The 24,771-nt window shown below is 66.4% G+C and carries 20 protein-coding genes; 14 read left to right on the forward strand and 6 right to left on the reverse strand.

The features are described from left to right. Positions 1 to 383 precede the first annotated feature (383 nt). The 12 genes from ACYVD7_RS12435 to ACYVD7_RS12490 all read left to right on the forward strand — a co-directional run bounded on the left by ACYVD7_RS12435 (position 384) and on the right by ACYVD7_RS12490 (position 16,733). Positions 384 to 2,819 carry a S8 family serine peptidase gene (locus ACYVD7_RS12435; RefSeq protein ID WP_460763670.1) on the forward strand — a complete coding sequence of 812 codons (2,436 nt, stop codon included), beginning with the start codon at positions 384 to 386 and terminating at the stop codon, positions 2,817 to 2,819. 173 nt (positions 2,820 to 2,992) lie between these two features. Then, positions 2,993 to 3,481, forward strand: a complete 489-nt coding sequence (locus tag ACYVD7_RS12440) for an LEA type 2 family protein (protein ID WP_460763673.1) — start codon at positions 2,993 to 2,995, stop codon at positions 3,479 to 3,481. 194 nt (positions 3,482 to 3,675) lie between these two features. Beyond that, positions 3,676 to 5,466 (forward strand): acyl-CoA dehydrogenase C-terminal domain-containing protein, encoded by a 1,791-nt coding sequence (locus ACYVD7_RS12445; RefSeq protein ID WP_460763676.1) that lies wholly within the window; start codon positions 3,676 to 3,678, stop codon positions 5,464 to 5,466. Between the two features lie 217 nt (positions 5,467 to 5,683). Beyond that, positions 5,684 to 6,376 (forward strand): HNH endonuclease, encoded by a 693-nt coding sequence (locus ACYVD7_RS12450; RefSeq protein ID WP_460763679.1) that lies wholly within the window; start codon positions 5,684 to 5,686, stop codon positions 6,374 to 6,376. Positions 6,377 to 6,540: 164 nt separating this feature from the next. Continuing rightward, on the forward strand, positions 6,541 to 7,653 hold the full coding sequence (locus ACYVD7_RS12455; RefSeq protein WP_460763681.1) for a hypothetical protein: 1,113 nt from the start codon (positions 6,541 to 6,543) through the stop codon (positions 7,651 to 7,653). 355 nt (positions 7,654 to 8,008) lie between these two features. After that, positions 8,009 to 9,934, forward strand: a complete 1,926-nt coding sequence (dxs, locus tag ACYVD7_RS12460) for a 1-deoxy-D-xylulose-5-phosphate synthase (protein ID WP_460763684.1) — start codon at positions 8,009 to 8,011, stop codon at positions 9,932 to 9,934. 57 nt (positions 9,935 to 9,991) lie between these two features. Next, positions 9,992 to 10,774, forward strand: a complete 783-nt coding sequence (locus tag ACYVD7_RS12465; RefSeq protein WP_460763687.1) for a sterol desaturase family protein — start codon at positions 9,992 to 9,994, stop codon at positions 10,772 to 10,774. Continuing rightward, positions 10,771 to 11,673: a fatty acid desaturase gene (locus ACYVD7_RS12470; protein ID WP_460763689.1), complete on the forward strand. Its 903-nt coding sequence runs from the start codon at positions 10,771 to 10,773 to the stop codon at positions 11,671 to 11,673. The genes ACYVD7_RS12465 and ACYVD7_RS12470 overlap by 4 nt, the downstream gene beginning before the upstream one ends. Next, a complete protein-coding gene (locus ACYVD7_RS12475) occupies positions 11,674 to 13,614 on the forward strand; it encodes a 3-oxoacyl-[acyl-carrier-protein] synthase III C-terminal domain-containing protein (protein WP_460763692.1) in 1,941 nt (646 codons plus the stop codon). After that, positions 13,611 to 14,495: a DUF6999 family protein gene (locus tag ACYVD7_RS12480; protein ID WP_460763694.1), complete on the forward strand. Its 885-nt coding sequence runs from the start codon at positions 13,611 to 13,613 to the stop codon at positions 14,493 to 14,495. Before ACYVD7_RS12475 ends, ACYVD7_RS12480 begins: the two co-directional genes overlap by 4 nt. Positions 14,496 to 15,006: 511 nt before the next feature. Further along, positions 15,007 to 16,188 (forward strand): glycosyltransferase family 4 protein, encoded by a 1,182-nt coding sequence (locus ACYVD7_RS12485; protein WP_460763697.1) that lies wholly within the window; start codon positions 15,007 to 15,009, stop codon positions 16,186 to 16,188. Continuing rightward, complete coding sequence (locus ACYVD7_RS12490; RefSeq protein WP_460763699.1) at positions 16,185 to 16,733, forward strand: phosphatase PAP2 family protein; 549 nt, start codon at positions 16,185 to 16,187, stop codon at positions 16,731 to 16,733. Before ACYVD7_RS12485 ends, ACYVD7_RS12490 begins: the two co-directional genes overlap by 4 nt. A 50-nt stretch (positions 16,734 to 16,783) precedes the next feature. Here the strand turns inward: ACYVD7_RS12490 and creD are convergent, their stop codons facing one another. The 3 genes from creD to creB form a co-directional block, all read right to left on the reverse strand. Continuing rightward, on the reverse strand, positions 16,784 to 18,181 hold the full coding sequence (creD, locus tag ACYVD7_RS12495; RefSeq protein ID WP_460763702.1) for a cell envelope integrity protein CreD: 1,398 nt from the start codon (positions 18,179 to 18,181) through the stop codon (positions 16,784 to 16,786). 145 nt (positions 18,182 to 18,326) lie between these two features. Next, positions 18,327 to 19,769, reverse strand: coding sequence for a two-component system sensor histidine kinase CreC (gene creC, locus ACYVD7_RS12500; protein WP_460763705.1), 1,443 nt, complete (start codon positions 19,767 to 19,769; stop codon positions 18,327 to 18,329). 102 nt (positions 19,770 to 19,871) lie between these two features. Beyond that, positions 19,872 to 20,528, reverse strand: coding sequence for a two-component system response regulator CreB (gene creB, locus ACYVD7_RS12505; protein ID WP_460763708.1), 657 nt, complete (start codon positions 20,526 to 20,528; stop codon positions 19,872 to 19,874). A gap of 350 nt (positions 20,529 to 20,878) precedes the next feature. On the opposite strand from creB, the gene ACYVD7_RS12510 reads away from it, so the two are divergent. After that, positions 20,879 to 21,736 (forward strand): 23S rRNA (adenine(2030)-N(6))-methyltransferase RlmJ, encoded by an 858-nt coding sequence (locus ACYVD7_RS12510; protein ID WP_460763711.1) that lies wholly within the window; start codon positions 20,879 to 20,881, stop codon positions 21,734 to 21,736. A gap of 57 nt (positions 21,737 to 21,793) precedes the next feature. Here the strand turns inward: ACYVD7_RS12510 and ACYVD7_RS12515 are convergent, their stop codons facing one another. From ACYVD7_RS12515 to ACYVD7_RS12525, 3 genes are all read right to left on the reverse strand, one after another. Continuing rightward, entirely contained in the window at positions 21,794 to 22,690 is an 897-nt protein-coding gene (locus tag ACYVD7_RS12515; RefSeq protein ID WP_460763714.1) for a cation diffusion facilitator family transporter, read from the reverse strand. A 1-nt stretch (position 22,691) separates the two neighbouring features. Next, positions 22,692 to 23,609, reverse strand: coding sequence for a cation diffusion facilitator family transporter (locus ACYVD7_RS12520; protein WP_460763717.1), 918 nt, complete (start codon positions 23,607 to 23,609; stop codon positions 22,692 to 22,694). Positions 23,610 to 23,704: 95 nt separating this feature from the next. After that, entirely contained in the window at positions 23,705 to 24,055 is a 351-nt protein-coding gene (locus ACYVD7_RS12525; protein ID WP_460763719.1) for an MmcQ/YjbR family DNA-binding protein, read from the reverse strand. Between the two features lie 53 nt (positions 24,056 to 24,108). Between ACYVD7_RS12525 and ACYVD7_RS12530 the strand changes: the two genes are divergently transcribed. After that, the gene (locus ACYVD7_RS12530) at positions 24,109 to 24,708 is read left to right on the forward strand and encodes a GNAT family N-acetyltransferase (RefSeq protein ID WP_460763722.1); all 600 of its coding nucleotides are present in this window, start codon (positions 24,109 to 24,111) and stop codon (positions 24,706 to 24,708) included. Positions 24,709 to 24,771: the final 63 nt, after the last annotated feature.

Consider the following 24,771-nt stretch of genomic DNA (forward strand, 5'->3'; position numbering starts at 1 on the left):
TCTCGTGCAGGGGACTTCTTGCCCCTCGTGAGGAACAAAAAGTCGCGCGCGAGGGACTTTCTGCGGCGCGCGCGGGGCAAGGCAGTCGCTCGGCCGGGACTTTTTGTCCCGCCCGGATCGCGGAAAGTCGCGCTGACGGGACTTGGACCGGAGTGAGCGGACGTTTAATCCGCATCAGGCGGGTTAAAACCCGCCCTACCCTAGGGCGGCCCTTGATCCGCCGTGTCGTGTTTCAGTTATCGGTTGCGACCCTCGTCGCAATTCGCCACCGCACAGGGGTTTTCCCCTGCTTCGCGTGGGTGCGTTCCCGGATGTGCGGCGCACGGCCTGCCACCGATGCTGCGGCTACACGCAATCCGCGTGAATCACGTCGGAACTCCACCATGCCGTTCGCCCACCGTCGCCTGCGCGCGAGCCTGCTCGCCGCCGCCATCCTCGCCACGCCGCTGATTGGACAGGCGCGCCAGCTCGACCGGCATCTGGAAGCCATGCTGCCCACGCTCGCCGCGGGTGACCACGTCGAAGTCATCATCAGCTTCAAGGGCACCGGCCCGATGACGGCCACGCAGCGACAGGCGCTCAATGCGCTCGGCCTGAGCGCAGTGACCATGCGCGCACTGCCGATCGCCGGTGCGCTGGCGACGCCGGCACAGATCCGCTCGCTGCTGGCAAGGAGCGACGTGCGTTCGGTCTGGTACAACGCGCCGCTGGAATACGACAACAAGGAAGCCACGCAGATCACCGGCGTCGACCGCCTGCGCAACGACAGCGCGCTGCGCACCAGCCTGGGCCTGCCGTACACCGGCAAGGGCGTGGGCGTACTGGTGAACGACTCCGGCGTCGATGGCACGCACACCGACCTGCAATACCCCTCGCACGTGGTGCAGAACGTCGCCGCGCAGACCAACCTGGCAGCGCAGGATTCAACGCTGCCGATCACCTATGTCGAAGGCGTCGCCAACACCGACCTGGGTGGCGGCCACGGCACGCATTGCGCCGGCATCATCGGCGGCAGCGGCGCCTCCTCGCCCAATGGCAACTTCGAAGGCGTGGCGCCCGGTGCCGGCATCATCGGCTACGGTTCGGGCGCGGGCCTGTTGATCCTCGACACCATCGGTGGCTTCGACTACGCGCTGACGCACCAGGTGCAATACAACATCCGCGTCATCTCCAACTCGTTCGGCAACACCAGCGACGTAGGCACGGAGTTCGACCCGGACGATCCGACCAACATCGCGACCAAGCGCCTGGCCGACCGTGGCGTCGTGGTGGTGTTCTCCGCCGGCAACTCCGGTTCCGGCGAAGCGACGATCACCGGCAACTTCAAGAAGGCGCCGTGGGTGATCGCGGTCGCCGCGGGCGACAAGCAGGGGCGCTTGGCCGATTTCTCCTCGCGCGGCGAAGCCGGGCATGGTGGCACGGTGGTCGTCGACGGCGACACCTACACCTGGGAAGACCGACCCGCGGTCACCTCGCCGGGCGTGGATATCGTTTCCACGCGCGCCTCGCTGGGCAGCATCGACAAGCTCGCCGCGCAGCAGGACGTGGAAGTGCTGGGCCCGGCGCTGGCCGCGCGCTACACGCACATGAGCGGCACCTCGATGGCCGCGCCGCACGTGGCGGGCATCGTCGCGCTGATCCTGGAAGCCAACCCGCAACTGGGCTGGCGCGAGGTCAAGCAGATCCTGCAGGACTCCGCGAGCAACATCCCCGGCCGTGCCGCCTGGGAAACCGGCGCCGGCTATGTCAACGCCTACGCCGCGGTGCGCAAGGCGCTGGGCAAGGGCAACTTCGGCGCCACGGTCAACGCCGCGCGCACGTTCAACGCCAATGCCAACCTGTCGACCGGCCGGGACGACACGTACACGCTCGACGTGGCCACGCAGTCCGGCTCCGCACCGGTTTCGTTCCAGGTCGGCAGCAACGTGTCGCTGGTGGCGGCAAGCTCGGTGCCGGGCGACAACACGATGGTGATCTACCTCACCGATCCCAATGGCGTCGTCTACAAGTCCTCGTGGTCCGATCCGGTCCTGGGACCGTCCATCTCGGTTTCGGCTGCTGGCATCCCGGGTACCTGGAAGGTGCACGCGAAGATGTACCAGGGCGCGGTTGGCGTGCCCGGTCCGATCGACGTGCGCGTCAAGCAGACCACCGTCGACGGCTATAGCGGCCTCAACGACATCACCTCGCATCCGGGGCGCGGCTTCATCGAGTTCGCGGTGGGCAAGCGCCTGGTCGATGGCTATGCCGACGGCACGTTCCAGCCCGACCGGGTCATTACGCGCGGTGAGATGGCGCAGTACCTGACGATGGGCTCCGGCGTGCGCCAGTACCTGCCGAGCGGTGCAGCGTCCACGTTCAGCGACGTGTCGCCGATCAGCGCGCTGTCGCCGTTCGCCGAAGCCGTCACGGCCAAGGGCGCTGTGACGCGCGACCTGTCGCAGAACCAGCTTGGCGTGATGGGCGCGATCAATGGCGCCTTCTATCCGGGCAACTCGGTGACGCGCGTCAGCCTGGCGTATTCGCTGGTGCAGGGTTTGGGATTGCAGTCCTCGGCGCAGGCGTTCAGTGGCGAACTCACCGCGCTCTATAACGAGACGCGCGTTCCGGTCGCCGATGCGGCTTCGATCCCGGCCAGTCTTCGCGGTTACGTGCAGCGGGCACTGGACCTGGGCCTGATCAACGCGCGCTATGCCCTGGTGCAGGGTCCGTATGACCTGCAGCCGACGATGAAGGCCTACTTCGACCCGTCGCAGCTGGTCACCCGCGCGGCATTCGCCGCTGCGGCCAGCCGGACGCTGGGCGCGTACGGCCTCTGATCGTCGCTGCACCGCTAGTGCGGTCCGGTTATCCCCCCGGCCCGCATCGGAAGCCCGCTACAGGAGTAGCGGGCTTCTTTCTTTCTGGCGTCCGCGACTCGGGACGGCGGCCATATCACGCGGTGTATGCTCGCCTTCCCCACGGCAATTCCCTTGCGGAATCGGAGCACGGAATGAAGGCAGGATCGCGCACGCTGGCAGCCATGGCGGTTGCCTTGATGGTCGGTGTTGGCCTCGCGGCGTGTTCCGGAGGCCCCGTGCGTCGCGTGTCCGAACCGACCGCGCAGATCCAGCAACTGACCGTGCGCGCCGACGGTCGCTGGTCGGTGGAACTGCGTATCGAGAACTTCAGCAGCATTCCGATGCGCTTCGACAGCGTCGACCTCGCGCTGGTCGTCGGCGAGCAGGACGCGGGCCATGTCACCGCGCAGCCGGCGATGACGATCGGGCCGGAATCGGCCGACGTCGTCACTTCGGTCTTCACGCCACAGGCCGGCGCCAAGCTGGCCGTGGCCGATGCGCTCGGCGGCGGCCGCAGCATCGCCTACTCGCTCAAGGGCCGCGTGGACGCGACGCCCGATGAGCGCAAGCAGCGCAGCTTCGACATCGAACGCAGCAGCCAGCTCAGTCCGGCACCGGGCCTGCCGGGCGTGATGCGCTGAGCCGACCCGAAGCCCGGGATGCGCGGAACGCGCCGCACTGAGTCCCGGCTCTAGATTGCAGGCACACACTTCGTTCGTCCCGAACCTGGGCGCGGCGGTTGTAGCGGCGCGGTTGCAGTGCCACCGTTCAACGCAACCGTCTCCAACCCACGCGTCCCGTTCGCATTCCCCGCAATCCAATCCGGTTACCTGCCATGAGCGCTTACAAAGCCCCACTCAACGACATCCGTTTCGTGCTGTTCGACCTGTTGGGTGCGGAAGCCGAATTCGCCCGCCTCGGCCACACCGACGCCAGCCGCGACGTCGTCGATGCCGTGCTCGAGGAAGCCGCGCGCTTCACCCAGACCGTGCTCGCGCCGCTCAACGAAACCGGCGACCGCATCGGCTGCAAGTACGACAAGGACACAGGCGCGGTCACCACGCCGCCGGGCTTCAAGGAGGCGTACGCGCAGTTCGTCGATGGTGGCTGGACGGGGCTGGTGTCGCCGGTGGAGTTCGGTGGCCAGGGCATGCCGTACCTGGCGGGCGTGCCGCTGAAGGAAATGATTGACGCGTCCAACCTGGCGTGGGGCAACTTCCCGCTGCTCTCGCATGGCGCGACAGACGCACTGATCCACCACGGCGAGGACTGGCAGCGCGAAGTCTTCCTCAAGCCGCTGGTCGACGGTCGCTGGACCGGCACCATGTGCCTGACCGAGCCGCACTGCGGCACCGACCTGGGCCTGCTCAAGACCCGCGCCGTGCCGAACGAAGACGGCAGCTATTCGATCAGCGGCACCAAGATCTTCATCACCGCCGGCGAGCACGACATGACGGACAACATCGTCCATCTGGTGCTGGCAAAACTTCCCGATGCGCCTGCGGGCAGCCGCGGCATCTCGCTGTTCATCGTCCCCAAGTTCAAGGTGTCGCGTGACGGCGCCATCGGTGATCGCAATGCGGTGCGTTGCGGCAGCATCGAACACAAGATGGGCATCCATGGTTCGGCCACGTGCGTGATCAACTTCGATGGTGCGCAGGGCTACCTGATCGGCCAGCCGAACAAGGGCCTGATGGCGATGTTCACCATGATGAATACCGCGCGTCTCGGCGTCGGCGTGCAGGGCCTGGGTCTGTCCGACCGCGCATGGCAGAACGCGCTGCGCTATTCGCGCGAGCGCCTGCAGAGTCGTTCGCTGTCGGGCGCGAAGTTCCCGGAAAAGCCCGCCGACCCGATCATCGTCCACCCCGACGTGCGCCGCATGCTGCTGACCTGCAAGGCGCTGGTCGAAGGCAGCCGCGCGATGAGCTACCACGCCGGCCTGCAGGTCGACGTGTCCGAACGCGCACCGACGCCGGAAGAACGCGAGCAGGCCGATACGCTGGTCGGCTTCATGACCCCGATCGTGAAGGCCTGCCTCACCGAGTGGGGCATCGAATGCACCTATGACGCGCTGCAGTGCTTCGGTGGCCACGGCTACATCGCCGAGAACGGCATGGAGCAGCTCGCGCGCGATGCACGCATCACCACGTTGTACGAAGGCACCACCGGCATCCAGGCGCTGGACCTGCTGGGCCGCAAGGTCATGCAGCTGCAGGGCGCGGGACTGCGCGTGTTCCTCGGCATGATCGAGCAGTTCTGCAACGAGCAGTCCGGCAATGCGGCGGTGGCGGAATTCATCGGTCCGCTGCGCGAGAAAGCCGCGCAATGGCAGCAGCTCACCCTGCAGGTAGGACAGCGCGCGATGTCGAACCCGGACGAAGTGGGCGCCGCCGCGTACGACTACCTGATGTACTCGGGCTACGTGTCGCTGGCGTACTGGTGGGCGCGCAGCGTGCTGGCGGCGGAAGGCTCGTCGCATTCGCAGGCGTTCAAGGACAGCAAGCGCGAAACCGCGCGCTTCTACTTCGCCCGGTTGCTCCCGCGCACGCTGTCGCATGCCGCCGCGATCGCAAGCCCGGCGAGCACGCTCACGGCGCTGGACGAAGCTGCGTTTGATGCGTGAGGGGTCTGGGAAGATCTCTGCTGTGTGAAGCAGGAGGGCGTGGCACCGCTTTCGCGTGATGGGCAGAGCAGCAGTCCGTGCGAAGGAGGTGGCGGTGAAAAGCGGTTCGCAGCTTGCCTTCTCCGGCCGCCCGCGCGGCATCAACACCCTCGCGGCTTGAATCTCCCCGTGGGCGGGTACCCAAAATGTAACCAGAGGCGTATAAGCTGGTTGCCCAATGGAGACCGATAGAGCCAACCTGAGGCTGGTCCGAACTGGAACCCACGCAGCGAGCCTGCGTGATCCAGTCAATAGCTCGACTCCTGAATACGCTTACCGACCCTCTACGGACCGCCTCAGTGCGGTCCGTTTGCTTTCTCTGGACGCGCACGGCCGCGTCCTCGACTGGATGAGCTGGCAGGACGCCGCCTGCCTGTATGCCCGCGGCGCCGTCGCGTGGACACTCGGCGATCCCTGCCTGCAGGTGCATGGCGGCATCTGCCGCCTGACCGGCACGCAGAGCCTGCTTGAACTGCACCCGATCGTCGCGGCGCGCGGCCATGCTCGCGCGCATGCACTCGACCCCACGCCCGCACTCACCAATGTCGCGCTGTTCGCACGCGATGCGCACCTGTGCCTGTATTGCGGCCACGAGTTCAGTCGCCCCAGCCTTACCCGTGACCACGTGCTGCCGGTGTCCAAGGGTGGCAAGGACACGTGGGAAAATGTCGTTGCCGCGTGCTTCCACTGCAATTCGCGCAAGGGCAACCGGACCCCGCAGCAGGCGGGCATGCCACTGCTGGCCGTGCCTTATCGTCCGAGCTGGGTCGAACACCTGATCCTGAGCAACCGCAACATCCTGGCCGACCAGATGGCCTTCCTGAAGGCGCAACTGCCCAAGCGGTCGCGGCCGGAGCTGGTGGTCCAGTAGTTGGCGTGTAGTTGGCTGCCGTGGGGTCGCGACGCTGAATGCGCGTTTGTTGCGTCGCAACACAATCCATGAGACCTGCGTCACGCCACCCGTGACCTTTCCGCGTTGACGGTCCTTGGCTGTCCGCGCAACACTCACGAGATCGTCACAATCCGGAACACCTGATGCGCCCAACCTTCGGCTTCACCGGCATGGACGCTGCAACCGAAAATGCGCTGACCTCGGCGTTCGCCGAAGCCAGCATGCGCATGGGTGGCAACTGGCCGCTGGTATCCGAGCAGGACGCCACCCACGTGGTGGTGGACATGGACAGCATGTACGGGCCCATGAGCTGGCTGCGTCTGCACGGCGCCGGCAAAGTGGTGATCGGGTTGACCTCCGCGCCACGCGCGCAGACCGACTTCCGCCTGGGCAAGCCATTCAACGCCGAAGCGGTCGCCGAGCTGCTGCAGTCGATTGCACCGGCTGAAAGCGCTCCATCGCACGCCGCCACCGCCCCGCCGATCCGTCCCGACCTGGCCCCGGAGCCGCCGCCGCCGCCTTCCGAAGCGGCCGCCGTCGCGTATCAGCCGCCTGCCGCGCCCGCCCCGACCCCCGTGGTCGCCGCCGCTGCACCGTTCGCGCCCACGGAATCCCCGGCACCCAGCGCCGAAGCGCCCGTCGTGGCCCCGCCGGCTCCGGTGGCTGCACCGCCGCCGGCACCGGCCCCGCCGCCGCGCGACCGCACCCTGATCGACTGGCTGGCTCCGGGCGCGCTGCGCGGCCGCGTCAGCCTGAGTCGCGGCGGCACCACGGTTTTCCTGGACCTGGACCAGCAGCAGTTCTACGGCCCGGCCACGCTCAAGCCGATCGCAACGCACGTGGAGGCGAAGCTGGAATCCGGCGACTTCCAGCCGATGGACGATGCCGCCTGGGGCCGCGATATCGCGATCCTTGGCCAGTCACAATCGCTGTCCCGCCTGCTCTGGTTCTGCGCCCTGCAGGCCGGCAAGGGCAAGTTGATGGGTGGGTTCGACCCCAACGGTCGTTATCGCCTGCTCAAGTGGCCGCAGACCGAGCGCGAATTCCCCAAGCACTTCCGCATCGCCACCGCGATGATGAAGGGCCCGGCGACGCTGGAGGAAGTCACCGCCGCCTGCGGCGTGACCCTGGCGGAAGTCACCGACTTCGTGAACGCCAACCTCGCTACCGGCTATGCCGAGCCCTATCGCGAGCCGGAACCGGAGCCGGAACCGCAGAAGTCCGGTGGACTGTTTGGGCGGTTGCGCGGGCGTTGATCGGGGCGTCTGGAGAAAAGCGGCTTCGGCCGCTTTTTTCTTTTTGGGGGTGGTGGTTCCGGTTTGTGGATGAACGGACAAAGCGCCGTGTATCGCGATTGTCGGCCGCCGGCGCGGCATTGATGGCTCTGTAGCTGCAACTTTGTCGTGGGCCGGCCGCGGGCGCGGCATTGATGGCTCTGTGGCTGCAGCTTTTGTCGTGGGCCGGCCGCCGGCGCGGCATTGATGCCTCTGTAGCTGCAGGTTGCTCGTGGGCCGCTCGTGGGCCTTCGTGGACCGTTTGCTTGCCCCTATTCCCGCCCGGCACGACAATGACGGACTTGTCGTTCCGGCTGTTCGGCCACACTCCCCCGCGATGATCGATCCGCAACGCTATCCGCGCCTCTCCCGCATCCAGGTCCCCGCCGACCTGCGCCAGTTCCCCGAAGACGAGCTGCGCGCCATCGCCGACGAGCTGCGCGCCTACCTGATCGAACAGGTGGCCCGGGTCGGTGGTCATTTCGGCGCAGGGCTCGGTGTGATCGAACTCACCACCGCCCTGCACTACCTGTACGACACCCCGGTCGATCGACTGGTCTGGGACGTCGGCCACCAGTGCTATCCGCACAAGATCCTCACCGGTCGCCGCGACACCATCCATACGGTGAAGCAGCAGGACGGCGTCGCGCCGTTCCCCAAGCGCGAGGAATCCGAATACGACACCTTCGGCGTCGGCCATTCCTCCACGTCGATCTCCGCCGCACTGGGCATGGCCGTGGCACTGCAGCGCATGGGCGACGACCGCAAAGTGGTCGCCGTCATCGGCGATGGCGCGATGACCGCGGGCATGGCCTTCGAGGCGCTGATGCACGCCGGCGGGATGGGCGGTACCGATGGAAGCAGCGAGCCCAACCTGCTGGTGATCCTCAACGACAACCAGATGTCGATCTCCGAGAACGTCGGCGGATTGACCAAGATGCTCGGCCGCATGACCGGCAGCCGCACGCTCAACGCCATCCGCGAAGGCGGCAAGAGGCTGCTCGGCGACAAGCACAGGCCGGCAGCGAAGTTCGTCAAGCGCTGGGAAGAACACTGGAAGGGCATGTTCGTGCCGTCCACGCTGTTCGAGGAAATGGGCTTCCACTACACCGGCCCGATCGACGGCCACGACATCGGCTCGCTCGTCGCCACGCTGAAGACGCTCAAGGGCCTGAAGGGTCCGCAGCTGCTCCACATCATCACCACCAAGGGCAAGGGCTACGAACTGGCCGAAGGCGACCAGATCGGTTACCACGCCGTCGGTCCGTTCGATCCGTCGAAGGGCCTGGTGGCGAAAGCTGGCGCGAAGAAACCCACCTACACCGACGTCTTCAGCGACTGGCTCTGCGACATGGCCGCTGCCGACGACAAGCTGATGGGCATCACCCCGGCGATGCGCGAAGGCTCCGGCCTGGTGCGCTTCAGCAAGGAATACCCGCAACGCTATTTCGACGTCGCCATCGCCGAGCAGCACGCGGTGACGCTCGCTGCCGGCATGGCCTGCGAAGGCGCGAAGCCGGTCGTCGCGATCTACTCCACCTTTCTGCAGCGCGGCTACGACCAGCTCGTGCACGACGTCGCGATCCAGCACCTCGACGTGCTGTTCGCGATCGACCGCGGTGGCGTTGTCGGGCCTGATGGCGCGACGCATGCGGGCAACCTGGACCTGAGCTACCTGCGCTGCGTGCCGAACATGGTGGTGATGGCACCCAGCGACGAGAACGAATGCCGGCAGATGCTGTCCACCGGCCATCACTACAACGGCCCGGCCGCGGTGCGCTATCCACGCGGCACGGGCCCCGGCGTCGCGATCGAGCCGACACTGGACACGCTGCCGATCGGCAAGGCACAGCTGCGGCAGCGCGGTTCGCGCGTGGCGCTGCTCGCATTCGGCGCAGTGCTGCCGGCGACGCAGACCGTCGCCGAGGAACTGGGCCTGACCGTGGTCAACATGCGCTTCGTCAAACCGCTGGATCGCGAGCTGATCCTGGAACTGGCGAAGACGCACGAAGGCTTCGTCACGGTCGAGGACAACGTCATCGCCGGTGGTGCGGGATCGGGCGTGGCCGAACTGCTGTCTGCCGAAGGCATTGCGTTGCCAATGCTGCACCTGGGCCTGCCGGACGCCTTCCAGCACCACGCCAGCCGTGAGCAGTTGCTCGCCGAAGCCGGCCTGGATGCCGCCGGCATACGTGCCGCAGTGCTGACGCGTTGGCCGCGATTGGCCACGCCAGCACCGGCACCGTTGACGCACAGCGCCTGACGACCCGACCTAGCATGGAACGCAGGCGGGACTTCAACGGCAACGCGGTGGTGCTGCATGGGTGAAGCTTTTCTCTCGCTGGCACCGTGGCAGGTCGCGCTCTATGGCGTGGCGTGGTTCAGCGCGCTGTATTTCGGTTTCGGCGCGGCCAACTGGTGGCTGACGCGCTCGCTGCTGCCGCGCCTGGGTTATGGACGCCTGCTCGATACGCGACCGCTTCCTCGCGGGCAGCTGCGACGCGAGATCGGCGAATCCGTCGTCTCGATCCTGATCTTCGGCATCGGCCTGCTCGCGCCGTGGTGGATGCTCAAGCTTGGCTGGGCACGGCTGGCACACGAGCCGTCGGTGACGCGCATCCTGATCGAATCGGTGGTGCTGTTCTTCTGGAACGAGCTGCACTTCTACGCCAACCATCGCCTGCTGCACATGCGCTGGCTGCGCCGCTTCCACGGCCAGCACCATCAGTCGCACACGGCCACGCCGTTCTCCACCTACGCGCTGCATCCGATCGAAGCGATGATGCTGGGCAGCGTATCGATGCTGCCGATGCTGCTGCACGATTTCAGCCTGCAGGCGCTTGCTGCGCTGACAGTGATCAGCATCGCGCTCAACAGCCTGGGCCATTCCAATTACGAGTTCAGCCGCGCGGCGCCTGCGCGAGGATGGCGTGCTGCCAGTCGTCGCCACCATCTGCACCACGCGTGTTACCAGGGCAACTACGGCTTCCTGCTGGACGTTTTCGACCGTTGGGCCGGCAGCACGCTGCCGCTGGATGCCGCCGCCTCGCGGCTGGCGAATGCGCAACCGACTCCGATGCACGGCTCGAGTCACGCAACTTGAGCCGAGCCCTGCGGCCACTGGGGCCGTTGCGCGAACGTCGCGACCTGCAGAGCCTCGCCTACCTGACCCTGCAGCCGGTGCTGATGGCTTGGCAGTGGCACCATGGATTTCATTGGGCGCCCTTCGCGGCAAGCCTGTTCCTCGCCGTCGGGATCAGCGTGATCCACCACAATCATGCGCACCTGCCGATGTGGCGACGCAGCGACTGCAACCGGGCCACCGAATTCGTCCTGAGTGCGTTGCAGGGTCATCCGACCTTCGTTTTCCATCCCACGCACAACCGCAACCACCACCGTCATTGCCACGGCGCGCGCGACGTCGCCCGCACCTGGCAATTCGGCGACCACAACCACCTGCCTGGCTGGCTGTTGCATCCCGTACAAGTCGTTGTGGTCCTGTATCCGCTTGCGCTGCGTTGGCTGCGGGCGATGCATCGACGCGCGCCCGCCGTCGCACGCTGGTACGCGCTGCAATACGTCGCATGGTGGCTGCCGTGGGCGACGCTGCTGGCGCTGGCCCCCCGACGCGCCTTCGTGCTGGTGATCGTCCCGCAGCTGTTCGGGCTGCATTGGCTGCTTGCCGCCAACTATCTGCAACACGCGCACGCCGATGAGACATCGACCAGGCGCAACGCCCGCAACTTCGAAGGCCTGCTGAACCCGCTGCTGTTCAATATCGGCCTGCACAGTGCGCACCACCGCGACGGCCGGGCACACTGGTCGCAACTGCCCCACTTGCATCGACAGCTGCGCGGCCACATCGATGTACGGATGCTGGAAAGCGGGTTCGCCCGTTACGTCCTGCGCACCTACGTGCTCGGCGCACTGGTGCCGCGACTGCGTTCTAGTTCGCTGCGCGCCCCTGCCATGGGACCGCCTGTCACAGGAAAGGATTGCTGAATGCCAACCCGTTTCGAACGCACGTGGATCCGCGGCACCGGTCGCTTCCTGCCGGGCGACCCGATCGACAACGAGGCGATGGATGCCTTCGTCGCGCCGTTGAACAAGCTGTCCCGCCGGATCAAGCGCCGCATCCTCGGCGAGAACGGCATCCTCACCCGCCACTACGCCATCGACGCGCAAGGCCAGACGGTGCATTCCTGCGCGGACATGGCGGCCGCGGCAATCCGCGACTGCCTCGCTGCAACGCATGTGTCCGGCTCAACCTCGCGCCTGGAATACATCGGGCTGCTCGCCTGCGGCACATCCGGTGGCGACCTGCTGATGCCGGGCTTCGCCAGCATGGTGCAGGGCGAACTCGCCGCACCCCCGATGCAGATCCTGTCCAGCCACGGCATCTGTGCCTCCGGCGTGTCGGCGTGGGAGGCCGCGGCGTCCGCCGTCGAACTGGGCTCGCATGCACATGCGATGGTCGCCGCCGCGGAAATGCCATCGCGCCTGTTCAAGCGCTCGCGCTTTGCCGCGCGCGGATACGACGCGGACTTCGACGCGCATTTCCTGCGCTGGATGCTCTCCGACGGCGCCGGCGCGCTGCAGCTGACCTCCGCGCCTGCAACCCAGGGGCTGCAATTGCGGCTTCGCTTCATCCACCAGCGCTCGTTCGCCGGCGACTACCCGGTGTGCATGCAATTGGGTAAGGCGCCGGACAGCGGCCGCCTGCACGTGGATTACGACTCCTGGCATGAAGCCGAAGCCGACGGCGCGCTGCTCCTGCGCCAGGACATCCGACTGCTGCCGCACCTGTTCGACGTCGGCGTGCACGAGTACGCCAAGCTGGCGCACGCCGGCTGGATCGATCCGCAACGCATCGACCACTTCCTCTGCCACTACTCGTCCGAACGCTTCGCGCCGGTCGTGGACGAACTGATGGTCAAGGCCGGCCTGTCGATTCCGCGCGAGCGCTGGTACAGCAACCTCACCTCGCGCGGCAACACCGGCGCCGCGTCGATCTTCATCATGCTCGACGAATTCCTGCGCACGCGCACCGTGCGTGCGGGCGAGAAGATCCTGTGCTTCATCCCCGAATCGGGACGTTTCACTGTTGCCTTCGTGCTGATTGAAGTCGAAGCCGCGGACGCTCCTGCGCAACCCGCTGGCGACACCACTCCCGCGCGCGCTCCAACTCCGGTTCCGTCGCACGCAGACGATGTCATCGCCCCGCCGCACGATCCGGCCGATGCTCCCGCGGCACTTCGCCACCTGCTGGGCGAACTGGCGACGATCTGGCACGGCTACCGCTCCCGCGCATGGCGCACCCCACTGATCCGCAAACTGCGCGAGGGCGGCTTCACTCGCGCCGACTATGCCGACTGGGCGGAAAACTGGGTCCCGCAGGTGCGTGAAGGCAGCAAGTGGATGCGCGAAGGCGCGGCTTCCGTACAGCCGCCCTACCAGGCATTGGCCGACCTGATCGAAACACACGCAGGCGACGAGCAGAACGACTACGAAATCCTCTATTCCGACTATCGCAAAGCTGGCGGCACGCGCGACATCGACGCGCTTCGTCGCAATCCCGGCGGCGAAGCGCTCAACAGCTACCTGCACGCGCTGGCGGCCACGCCCAATCCGCTGGGACTGTTGGGCGCGATCTACATCATCGAAGGCACCGGCCAACGCATTATCCCGGCGCTGCTGCCGCTGATGAAGGCGAGCCTGATGCATGGCCAGGATGCGCTTCCGGCCGATGCTTTCCGTTTCCTCGAGTATCACGGGGCCAACGACGAGCACCACCTGCTACGCTGGCTGCGCGCAGTGGAGATTGTTCTGGAACACGATCATGGAAGCGGCGACGCCGCCGGCCGCGGCACGCGGGCCATCATCGACACCGCGCGCCGCACCGCACAGTTGTATCTCATGCAGTTCGAGCACGTGACGCCATGACGATGACGCCTGAATTCCTCAACCATGCCCACGATCCACGCGATCCCGATCCGTGGTTGGCGTTGTACCTGGACCGGAGCACGCCGTTGTCGGAGGAGGTCAAGCGCGCGTGGCTGGCCGATTCCAGCTCGCGTTCACGCCAATTCCTGCTGCCTTTCATCCGGCCGTTCGCACGCACGCTGATCGTGCTGTTCCAGGTGATCAAGGTGTTCACGCCGCGCCGCATCGCGTTCTCGCGCGCACTGCACCGGCTGCTTGCGTGGGGCATGGAGAACTTCATCCGCCCCGAGGCCAACTGGCTGATCCTGCGGCATTTCCACCTGGGCTCGCAGATCCTGCAGTTCATTGCCGCGAATGCACCGGTGCAGGTCCCGACCAATCCGCTGCAGCCGGGAAAAATTGCGGACGTGCGCGATGAGATGTACCTCATCCACGACCTGAACCTCTACAACTTCCTGATCAACCTCAACACGCAGCTACGCCAGGCCGGACGCCAGCTTGAGCGGGTGGAGTCGCCTGACCTGTCGATGATCCACCAACCCGCGCTACGGCTGGAGGACATGCCGGCACGGCGGCGCAATTTCCTCGACCTGCAGAGCTCGATCGAGCTGTTCACGCCGATCTACCAGTTGATGCTGACCGACAGCGACTTCTGGCGCGCGACCAACTCGCTGCAGCTCGACGAGACCATCGGCCTGTACGTGGCCACCATCCTCGACGCGCGCGCCCACCTGACGCTGGTCAACAACAAACACCCACTGGTGCCGATGTCGACGCTGCGCGCGGGCTTCCGCCTGACACTGCACGGACTGTCGACGGAGATGGCGCATGGGTTCCTGGTCTCGCTGAAGGAAAAGCAGGCCGGCGCACAGCCCGGCTGACCGCGCCGAATCGACGGGAAAAGAATCGACCGGCGGGGCCCGGACCCGAATCGCCAGGCAGAAAGCTCGGATCGCCGAGCAAAAAGCTCGGGGCGTCGAGCTCCGGGCTCGGGTCACCGGGCAGAAAGCTCGAACCGTCGAGCTCAGAGCTCGGGTCGCCGGGCAAAAAGCTCGAACCGTCGAGCTTCCGGGCTCGGATCGCCGGGCAAAAAGCTCGAACCGTCGAGCTTCCGGGCTCGGATCGCCGGGCAAAAAGCTCGAACCGTCGAGCTCAGAGCTCGGACCGCCGAGCTTCCGGGCTCGGGTTGCCGGGCAAAAAGCTCGAACCGCCGAGCTCCGGGCTTGGGACCGCTGTCAAACCCGGAAAGCTGGCTCCGGACGTCCGCTGCTTCATCGACCTGCAGTAGCTCTCCTGGGCCGTAACGCCCCGGTCACAGCCCTGCAACGGCCGGGACACGCCCGCCGCGCACTCTCCCGCAAACCGGGCCAATGCCCCGGGGGCCTGCCGCGCATGCGCTACGCGATCGTCACCGAGACCTACCCGCCGGAAGTCAACGGCGTCGCCCTGACCGTGCAGGGGCTGGAGCAAGGCCTGCGCGCCCGTGGGCACGACGTCACCCTTATCCGCCCACGCCAGTCGAACGAGAGCTCGTCCGCGACGGGTGTCGCGCACGAATTCCTGGTCCGCGGCGCACCACTGCCACGCTATCCCGGCCTGCGTTTCGGCATGCCATCGACGCGCAAGCTTGTCGCGCAATGGCAGGCGACACGACCCGACGCCATCTACGTCGCCACCGAAGGCCCGCTGGGCTGGTCGGCGCTACGCGCGGCGCGCAAGCTGGGCATCGCGGCGTCGACCGGCTTCCACACCCGCTTCGATGAATACATGCGCGACTACGGCGCGGCCTTCCTCGCCCAGACCGCGCTGCGCTGGATGCGCCGCTTCCACAACGGCGCCGATGCCACGCTGGTGCCCACGCGCGAACTGCAGCAGTTCCTGCAGGCCAACGGCTTCAACGACGTGGTGCTGCTGCCCCGCGCCGTAGACACGCGTCTGTTCGATCCCGCGCGACGCGATCCCGCCCTGCGCGAAGCCTGGGGCGTTCCGGAAGACGGCGTCGCGGCGATCTATGTCGGACGCATCGCGGCGGAAAAGAACCTCGACCTGGCAGTGCGCGCGTTCCGGGAGCTGCAGAAGCAGCGTCCCGACGCCCGTTTCGTCTGGGTCGGCGACGGCCCCGCACGCGAGAAGCTCCAACAGGCCAACCCGGACTTCATCTTCTGCGGCATCCAGCGCGACAAAACGCTGGCGCGCCACTTCGCCAGCGGCGACCTTTTCATCTTCCCCAGCCACAGCGAGACATTCGGCAACGTCACGCTGGAAGCGATGGCCAGTGGCGTGCCGACCATCGCCTTCGATTACGGCGCCGCACGCGAACACCTGCGCGACAACGTGCATGGCGCGGCAATTGCCGATGGTGACGACGCGGGCTTCATCCGCGCGGTGGTGCGCATCGGCATGGAAGACGCGGCGCGTCGCGACATGGCTGTCGCCGGACGCGATGCCATCAGCGGATTGCGGCCAGAGCAGGTCTCCGAGGATTTCGACGAATTGCTACTGGGCCTTGCGCGCTCACGCGTGGGCTCGCGCGTGACCGGTGCCGATGCAGAGGTGAACCAGGAGGTCGCATGAAACTGACGCTGCCCAAGCGATTGATCGAGGGCGAATCCGGCTGGTGCCTGCGCGCCAACCGCCTCGGCGAGACCCAGGCACCGCGTGCGTTCTTTGCCGTCGTCAGCCGTTTGGGTGACGGAGTGTTCTGGTATGTCCTGATGGCTGCATTGATCATCATCGATGGCGAGCACGGACTGGCCGCTTCAGCGCACATGGCCGCGACCGGTGTCGTGGCGCTGACGATGTACAAGGCACTCAAGCGCTGGACGCGCCGGCCGCGGCCGTTCGCCAACGACACGCGCATCCACGCCTGGGTTGCGCCGCTGGACGAATTCTCCTTTCCCTCCGGTCACACCCTGCACGCGGTGTCCTTCAGCCTGGTGGCGATGGCGCACTATCCGATGCTCGCGTGGTTGCTGATTCCCTTCACTGCCAGCGTGGCGGCATCGCGCGTCGTGCTCGGCCTGCACTATCCCAGCGACGTGCTGGCGGCGACGGGAATTGGCGTCACCCTGGCCAGTGTGTCGCTGTGGCTGGTGCCTGGCGTGTCGCTGTTTGCATGACACAGCACAGCCTCTCCGAAGAGAGGCTGTGCCTTCGAGTCGTGGCGAATTCAGGGCAACGGCGGCGGTACCGGCTTGCCACCACCCAGCTGGTACCAGTCGAACTTGCGCGTGATCACCATGATCGCGGCGAGGATCACGAACAACAGCCCTGATCCCAATACCAGCGCGTTGTCCTCGGATACCAGCAGCCCATACAGCGCGGCGTAAAGCGTCGTCAGCATCGCAGCGAAGCCCAGGCCGCGTGCCGCGCTGCGCAGGACCGCACTCAGGTAGAACGCCAGCAATCCGATGCAGGCCATGCTGGCGACGACGTACGCCCAATGGAACGCGATGTGCTCGCTCAGGCTGACCAGCAGCAGGAAGAAGATCGCCAGCGCCAGACCGACCAGTCCGTACTGGATCGGGTGGATGCGAAGCTGCTTGATCAGCTCGAACATGAAGAATCCGACGAAAGTCAGCATCACGAACAACAGTCCGTACTTGCTGGCGCGATCGGCCTGCGAGTAGACGTTGACCGGATCGACCAGCGACAGGCCCACCGCGTCGATGCCGCCCGTGCTCATGCCCGCGTTCGGTCCGCTCTCACCGGGCATCTGGTCCGCGCTGGTACTCAGCGTGGGCAGGGTCTTGCCGGCCTTGAACTGCGCTTGCGCGTTGGATGCCAGCGACGAGACTTCCCATTTCGCCGAGAAGCCCTTGCCGCTGATCTGCGGTTGCCGCGGCAGGAAATCGCCGCCGAAGCGCGGATGCGGCCAGCTGGAGGTGATGTCGAGCGAGTTGCTGCGGGCGAGCGGCACGATGGCGAGGGACTCGGTGCCATCGAGATCGACATTCAACCGCGCATCCAGCGACAGTGCCTGCCCTGCAACCGGTGCGGCCAGGCGGACGTGCACGCCGGTGGCTTCGCGGCTGCCGAACCCTTCCTCCAGCGCCACGTCGCGCCCATCCAGCATCAGTTTCGACGTGCCTGCCAGTCCACGCACGTCAGCAATGCCGTAGCTCAGCCACGGTTGGCCGATCTTGCGCGGCAGTTCCGGGTTGGCGTCTGCGGGTATGACCACCTTGAACGTGGCCTGCGTGCGCGCCTGCAGCTGGTACACGCGCACCTCGTGCAGGCCGAGACGTCGCGTCGATGGATTGAGCTTGCCGTGCAGTTCGAACCGCTCGGGGAAGAACGTCCAGCGGCCAGCCTCGCCATCCTGCTTGACCTTGCGGATGACCTCACCCTTGTCGTTCTTTTCCTCGACTTCGATGGTCTCCACGTAGGGAACGACCAGCACGGGCCCCGCCAGCGCCTGCGCGCCCGCCGAGCTGCGCGCGATGTTCGCTACCGCCTGCGTGCGGTAGAACTGGCGCTCGCTGATGGTGCCGCGGATGAGTATCAGCGGAATCATGATCGCGATGGTCATGATGAAGACGAGCAACACCTTGGGTAGCAATCGCATGGGTTTCCCTCCGTTGCGGCGATGGAGGGAGCATCGAAGGCAGCGATGGGCGGCTGATGTGGCGATGGTGAAGCGACGGTGAAGTCGAACGGCCCTGGACGGCGACCCTGACAGGGCTCGTCGCCTGCGGTCCAAATTCAATGAATCAAGCCAGCGGCACCGTCAGCGTCGCGATGGAACCACCGCCCTCGCGGTTGGCGAGCGCTGCTTCGCCGCCATGCAAGGTTGCGACTTCGGCGACAAAGCAGAGTCCGAGTCCGCTGCTGCGACTGCCGCCTTCCGGTCGCGGCAACGAATAGAAGCGCTCGAACACGCGCGGCAATGCGTACTCCGGCACGCCGGGGCCGTGGTCGGTCACTTCGAAACGGAGCAGGCCGCCATGCGGCACCGCGCGCAGCTCGATCGGTGAACCCGCCGGCGAGAAGTCCGCCGCGTTTTCCACCAGGTTGATCAGGGCCTGCTTCAGCAGGAACGCGTCGCCGCGCACCTCCAGATTGTCCGGTACGGCGACACGCAGCTCCTTCCCGTCGCGCACCAGTCGTTGCGCGCATTGCTGCGCGACCGCGGATGCGATTTCCGCGACGTCCAACCGTTCCGTGCTTTCCAGTCGCTGCCGATGCTCCACGCCTGCCAACGCGAGCAGCTTGTCGATCATCTGTGCCAGTCGTTCGCTCTGCATGCGGATGCTGGCGGTGAATCGGGCGCGATCCTCTGGCGGCATCGGCGGGCCGTCACCTGCTTCCTCCAACAACTCGGCGCTGCCGCGGATGGCAGCCAGTGGCCCCTTCATTTCGTGCGTCAGCGTGTGCACGTACTGTTCGACGTACTGCTTGCCCTCCAAGCGATCGCGCATGGTTTCCAGCGCACGGCCGAGCTCGTCGAATTCGCCTACGGCCTTGGGCAGGATCGCGCGCTCGCCCGCGGTCACCGCATGCGCGTAGCGACGCAACCCACCCAACTGCCTCGACAGCCACCACGCGGCAACCAGACCGATCGCCATCGCCACACCCAGCAGCACCAGGCCCCAGCGCCGCACGACGCGCTCGCTGCGCAGGATGAAGGGTTCGATCGCGCGGTTCGGCTTGGCTACCGTCAACGAGCCGACGATGCGCCGCTGCGCATCGCGGATGGGCGCCGCCACGTGCATCACGGTCGAATCGGGATCATCGGGATTGCTGGCCGTGGAGCGCGCGCCGTAGCGGCCGCGCAGCGTCAGGTAGACGTCGTTCCATCGCGAATAATCCGCACCGATGTCCTTGCCGGTGCTGTCAAACACCACGATCCCGCGGGCGTCGGTGACGTAGACACGGTAGGTACTGCCGCGCTTGCCGAAACCCCAGATCCTCGCACCGAAGTCGCGTCCGGCCAGCTCATGCACGCGCCGGGCGAAGTTGCCGCTGTTGATGGTGCCGGCGAGGAAATCATCCGTCGCCAGTTCGGCGAGGATGTTGGAGGTGTCGACCAGGGTGTCTTCCATCGCCTGGCGCACACCGGGCTTGACCTCGACGACGAATACGCGCATCAGCAGGAACGCCGCGAGCGCGACGATCAGGAAATAGCCGAGGAAAATGCGCAGGCCGATCTTCATTCGTGGCGCTTCGCTGGCAGATTCATGAGTGGATTCGTTTCATGGGCGAATGCCCGGGGCAGCACAGGGGATTCGGATCCTTGCGCATGGCCGCCATCGCCGTCATTCCTCAACCGAATACCCCATGCCGCGATGCGTACGGATCGGGTCCGCATCCGGCACGGCAACGCGCAACTTGGCGCGCAGGGTCTTGATATGGGTATCCACGGTGCGATCGCCGCTTTCCAGCGCGTCGCCCCACACGCGATCCATCAGCTGCGCACGCGAGAGCACGGCGCCGGGACGCTGCAGCAGCGCGGCCAGCAGTCCGTATTCGTAGCGCGTCAGTTCCAGGGCATGGCCGCGGTAGCGGACGCGGTGGCCCTGGGCGTCATGCTCGAAGCCGCCCGGCGCCGCCACCGCTCGCCCGCGCCGCAGCACAACGCGTACGCGGGCGACCAGCTCGCGCGGCGAAAACGGCTTGGTCACGTAGTCGTCGGCCCCGATTTCAAGGCCGAGGATGCGCTCGGCCTCGGCGTCATGCGCGGTGAGGAAGATCACCGGCAGGTCGCGCGTGCGGCGCAACTCGCGGCACAGCGCGAAGCCACCGATGTCCGGCAGGCCGACGTCGAGCACCGCGAGATCGTAGGTTTCGCGCGCTACTTCGCGCAGCGCCTCACCGCCGGTCAGGCAGTGGTGCGCATCGAATCCCTCGGTGCGCAGCGCATACAGGACGGTCTCCGCGATGGCCGGTTCGTCTTCGACGAGGAGGATGCGCATGGGTTCTGACGGGTTCGCAGGGATTGGCAGGTGATCGGACACCCGGTTGGCGAATCCTAAGCCACCCTCCTCCTTCAACGTCATCCCGGCGCGACGGGGGGACCACCGCGCAGGCCCAGTCGACGAAGCAGCCGACCGGTACGGCGCCCGCGGTGGCGAGGGGAAAACGGCTCATGGCCTCGTTCCGCAGCAGCCCGGAAATTCCTCCACCTGCGTCATTTCCAATGAATACCCGGAAAAAACAGGCCGACCTCGCATCTGAAATCTCCGGTGAAACCCCTCGCTGCGCAGGGATGCCGGCCCGGATCGGGTAGTCTGCGCATCCGAAGACTCCGCACGCCCGATTCCCAATGAACTACCGCCACGCCTTCCACGCCGGCAACCACGCGGACGTCATCAAGCACGTCGTGACGCTGGCCATCTGCGATGCGCTGACCGCCAAGCCGACCCCGGTGTTCGCGCTGGACACGCATGCCGGCCGTGGCCTGTACGCGCTGGACAGCAACTCGGCCCAGCGCACCGGCGAGGCCGAAGGCGGCATCGGGCGCCTGGTGGCGGAGGCTCCCTCCGACCCGCTCATCACCCGCTACCTGCAGGCCGTGCGCGCCTGTCGGCAGGAACACGACAAGCACAGCTATCCCGGTTCGCCCTGGCTGCTCGCGCACGCGCTGCGAGCCGACGACCGCATCGCCACCTGCGAACTGCAACCGGAAGAGGCCGCGCAACTCAAGGCCAACTTTGCCCGCGACCCGCGCGTGGCCGTACACGAGCGCGATGGCTACGCGGCGATGAAGGCGCTGCTGCCGCCGAAGATCGGAGACACGAAGTTCGCGCGCGGCCTGGTGCTCATCGATCCGCCGTTCGAATCGCAGCTGGAGGAATTCGATACCGCGCTCCACGCGCTGCGGGACGCGTTGGCACGCTGGCCTCAAGCCTGTTATGCGCTGTGGTACCCGATCAAGCTGCGTCGCTCGTTGCAGCCGTTCTATCGCCGGGCCACGACGCTGCCGGCGAAATCCGTGCTCGTCGCGGAACTGCTGGTGCGTCCGGACGATTCGCCGCTGCACATGAACGGTAGCGGCCTGCTGCTGCTCAACGCGCCGTTCCAGTTGGACGTGAAGCTCGGGCCCATGCTCAAGGCGCTGGCCAAGGTACTAGGCGAGCGCGACGCATCGTCGCGCCTCGAGTGGCTGAAAGCGGCACCGTAATCCGACACTGGCTGCTTCGGCCAGCGCGGTTTCGTTCGCCCCCTCCTTCGACCTGACCTAGCGCTCGGGCTCGAAGAAACTCCAGCGTACCTCTGGGAATTTCGCCTTGAGAGCGCGCTCGATGTCGTTGATGTCATCGGCGACGTGGCGTGCGGATGGACGCATCCGCGCCTGCACCGACACCATCACGTCATTGCCCAACTGCAGGGTGATCAGGCTGACCACCTGCACGATCTCGGTGCGCCCATCGAGGAACGCGCGCAACTCCCGCGAACGGTGCGGATCGATGCTCTGCCCCACCAGCATCGCCTTGACCTCGATCGCGACGAACACCGCGATCACCACCAGCAACACGCCGATGGCAATCGTACCGAGCGCGTCCCACAGCGGATCACCAGTGACGATGCTGGCGATGATCGCCGCTAGCGCGACGACCAGGCCCAGCAGGGCCGCGATGTTCTCGCCGACCACGACGATGAGCTCGGCGCTACGACTCTCGCGGAACCAGCGCCACAGGTTGCGGCCTTCGCGTTCGACGGCGGCCTCCTTCAGGCACGCCGCCGTCGAATACCCTTCGGCCGCGATCGAGAACAACAGCACGCCCACGGCCCAGCCCCAGTTTTCCAGCGGCTCGGGGTGGTGCAGCTTGTGCACGCCTTCGTACAGCGAATACATGCCGCCGACGGTGAACAACATCAGTGCCACCAGGAACGACCAGAAATACACGGCCTTGCCTTGGCCCAGCGGGTGCTCCTCCGAGGGCGCAGCCTTGGCCTGGCGCATGCCCACCAGCAGCAGCACCTGGTTGGCGCAGTCGGCCAGCGAGTGCACGGTCTCGGCCAGCATCGCGCCCGAGCGCGTGAACCACGCGGCTACGCCCTTGGCCAGCGCGATGGACAGGTTGGCGCCCAGCGCCACCAGCACCGCACGGGTGGAGTCGCCGTGCCCGGCCATGTCAGGCCACGACCTTCACTAGGTCGGGTTCGAAGAAGCTCCAACGCACTTCCGGGAACGCCACCTTGATGGCGCGTTCCACTTCGTTGATCTGCTCGACCAGGGCAATCGCGCTCTGGTTTTCCTGCATTTCCGCCTGCACCGACAGCATCACTTCGTTGCCCAGCTGCAGGGTGATCAGGCTCAGCACGTGGCCGACTTCCGGGCGCTGCTCGATGAAGTTGCGCAGCTGCTGCTCGCGGTCCGGATCCATGCTCTGGCCGATCAGCAGCGCCTTGACCTCGATCGCGACGAACACCGCCACCACCACCAGCAACGCACCGATGGCGAGCGTGCCGATCGCATCCCAGATCGGGTTGCCAGTCACCACCGACAGCAACACGGCTGCCAGGGCAAGCGCGAGGCCGGCCAGCGCCGCCAGGTCCTCACCGAAGATCACCACCAGTTCGGCCTGACGACTCTCGCGGAACCACTGCCACAACGTACGCGGGCCGCGGGCCTTGGCCACTTCCTGCAGGCAGGCGCGCATCGACATGCCTTCGGCGACGATGCCGAACACCAGCACGCCGACCGCCCACCACCACTGCTTCAGCGGCTCGGGATGGGAGAGCTTGTGCCAGCCTTCGTAAAGCGAATAGGCGCCGCCGACGATGAACAGCATCAGCGCCACCAGGAACGACCAGAAATAGATCGCCTTGCCGTAGCCCAGCGGATGGTCGACGTTGGGCGCGCGGCGCGCCTGCTTCATGCCCAGCATCAGCAGCAGCTGGTTGCCGCAGTCGGCCAGCGAGTGGACGGTCTCGGCCAGCATGGCGCTGGATCCGGTGATGAAGGCGGCCACGCCCTTGGACGCCGCGATTGCGAAATTGGCGCCAAGTGCGAACAGGATCGCGCGGGTCGAATCACCACCACCAGACATGCATTCTTCCTTTGTATTGAGGTTCAAAAAGCCCGGGAATTCTAGCATCGCGGGTGTTGCAGCCCATGCCGCCAACGGCACGAACCCGCGCCCGGCTAGTCGGCCAGTTCAAGCTGCAGTTTCTTGGTCAGCTTCGCCCGCACCAGTTCGTAGCTGCGACGGATCAGTTCGCGCAGCTCCGATGCGGGCAGCGGCTTCGCGTTGGCGATCTGCACCCAGTGCGCGCGCGCCATGTACGGCGCCGGGATGAAACCCGGCCGTTCGGTCATCTCGAGGAAGCGTTCGTCCTCGACCTTGAAGCTGATCGATCCCTTGTGCGCGCCGCGGATGCAGGTGACGCAGAACATCTTGCCGGCGACGGTGAAGACCAGGTCGTCTTCCCACTTGATCCCGGCATCGACGCCCGGCCAGGCGGCGGTCAACTTGCGAAGGGCGGCTTCGTTCATGTTTGTCACGCGTGTGATGAAGTCCTAAACAGGCAGTGTGCCAAGATCGCTACATGACTGCGCGCGAACGCTTACCGCCCTGGCACGAGCGCCAGACGCTGTCCAACGGCCGCCAGGTGCTGATCCGCCCCATCCGCCCCGAGGATGCCGTCCCGCTGCGAGCGGGCTTCGCGCTGCTGGAGCCCGACGAGATCCGCCAGCGGTTCCTCCATGCCGTGAGGGAGCTCACCCCCGAATCGGCCGAACGGCTGACCCACGTCAATCCCCGCACCGAGTTCGCCCTGGTCGTTGCCGAACCCCTCCCGCCGGGCGAGGCACTGGTCGGCGCGGTGGCGCGCGTGGCGATCGACGAGGGCGGTCGCGATGCGGAATTCGCCATCCTGGTCAGCCGCTATATCAAGAACATGGGCCTGGGCCGCTACCTGATGACGCGGCTGGTGAAATGGGCCCGCGGCAAGCGCGTGGGGCGCCTGTACGGCGATGTGCTGGAAAACAACACGCCCATGCTGTCGCTGGCGCAGTCGCTGGGTTTCCAGCGCGAATTCCGCCAGGAGTCGCCGGGTTTGGTCCGGGTCGCGCTTGACCTCAAGCCACGCAGCGCGCGACCTGCCTCCGACCAGCGGTCGTCCGCGCCTTCGCTGCGGGAGCGTTAACTCTTCCAGGCACCTGTGTTCATGCCCTGCCGACCGTGCGGGCAAACCCGGAGCCACTGACGG

The sequence above is a fragment of the Lysobacter fragariae genome (assembly GCF_054779775.1).

Coding starts and splice junctions, on each gene's coding strand:
- ACYVD7_RS12475 (WP_460763692.1), top strand. CDS start 11,674: ATGCCAACCCGTTTCGAACGCACGTGGATCCGCGGCACCGGTCGCTTC.
- ACYVD7_RS12530 (WP_460763722.1), top strand. CDS start 24,109: ATGACTGCGCGCGAACGCTTACCGCCCTGGCACGAGCGCCAGACGCTG.
- ACYVD7_RS12450 (WP_460763679.1), top strand. CDS start 5,684: ATGGAGACCGATAGAGCCAACCTGAGGCTGGTCCGAACTGGAACCCAC.
- ACYVD7_RS12445 (WP_460763676.1), top strand. CDS start 3,676: ATGAGCGCTTACAAAGCCCCACTCAACGACATCCGTTTCGTGCTGTTC.
- ACYVD7_RS12515 (WP_460763714.1), bottom strand. CDS start 22,690: ATGGCCGGGCACGGCGACTCCACCCGTGCGGTGCTGGTGGCGCTGGGC.
- ACYVD7_RS12485 (WP_460763697.1), top strand. CDS start 15,007: ATGCGCTACGCGATCGTCACCGAGACCTACCCGCCGGAAGTCAACGGC.
- ACYVD7_RS12455 (WP_460763681.1), top strand. CDS start 6,541: ATGCGCCCAACCTTCGGCTTCACCGGCATGGACGCTGCAACCGAAAAT.
- ACYVD7_RS12480 (WP_460763694.1), top strand. CDS start 13,611: ATGACGATGACGCCTGAATTCCTCAACCATGCCCACGATCCACGCGAT.
- ACYVD7_RS12525 (WP_460763719.1), bottom strand. CDS start 24,055: ATGAACGAAGCCGCCCTTCGCAAGTTGACCGCCGCCTGGCCGGGCGTC.
- ACYVD7_RS12465 (WP_460763687.1), top strand. CDS start 9,992: ATGGGTGAAGCTTTTCTCTCGCTGGCACCGTGGCAGGTCGCGCTCTAT.
- ACYVD7_RS12490 (WP_460763699.1), top strand. CDS start 16,185: ATGAAACTGACGCTGCCCAAGCGATTGATCGAGGGCGAATCCGGCTGG.
- creD (WP_460763702.1), bottom strand. CDS start 18,181: ATGCGATTGCTACCCAAGGTGTTGCTCGTCTTCATCATGACCATCGCG.
- ACYVD7_RS12510 (WP_460763711.1), top strand. CDS start 20,879: ATGAACTACCGCCACGCCTTCCACGCCGGCAACCACGCGGACGTCATC.
- creB (WP_460763708.1), bottom strand. CDS start 20,528: ATGCGCATCCTCCTCGTCGAAGACGAACCGGCCATCGCGGAGACCGTC.
- ACYVD7_RS12520 (WP_460763717.1), bottom strand. CDS start 23,609: ATGTCTGGTGGTGGTGATTCGACCCGCGCGATCCTGTTCGCACTTGGC.
- dxs (WP_460763684.1), top strand. CDS start 8,009: ATGATCGATCCGCAACGCTATCCGCGCCTCTCCCGCATCCAGGTCCCC.
- ACYVD7_RS12435 (WP_460763670.1), top strand. CDS start 384: ATGCCGTTCGCCCACCGTCGCCTGCGCGCGAGCCTGCTCGCCGCCGCC.
- ACYVD7_RS12440 (WP_460763673.1), top strand. CDS start 2,993: ATGAAGGCAGGATCGCGCACGCTGGCAGCCATGGCGGTTGCCTTGATG.
- creC (WP_460763705.1), bottom strand. CDS start 19,769: ATGAAGATCGGCCTGCGCATTTTCCTCGGCTATTTCCTGATCGTCGCG.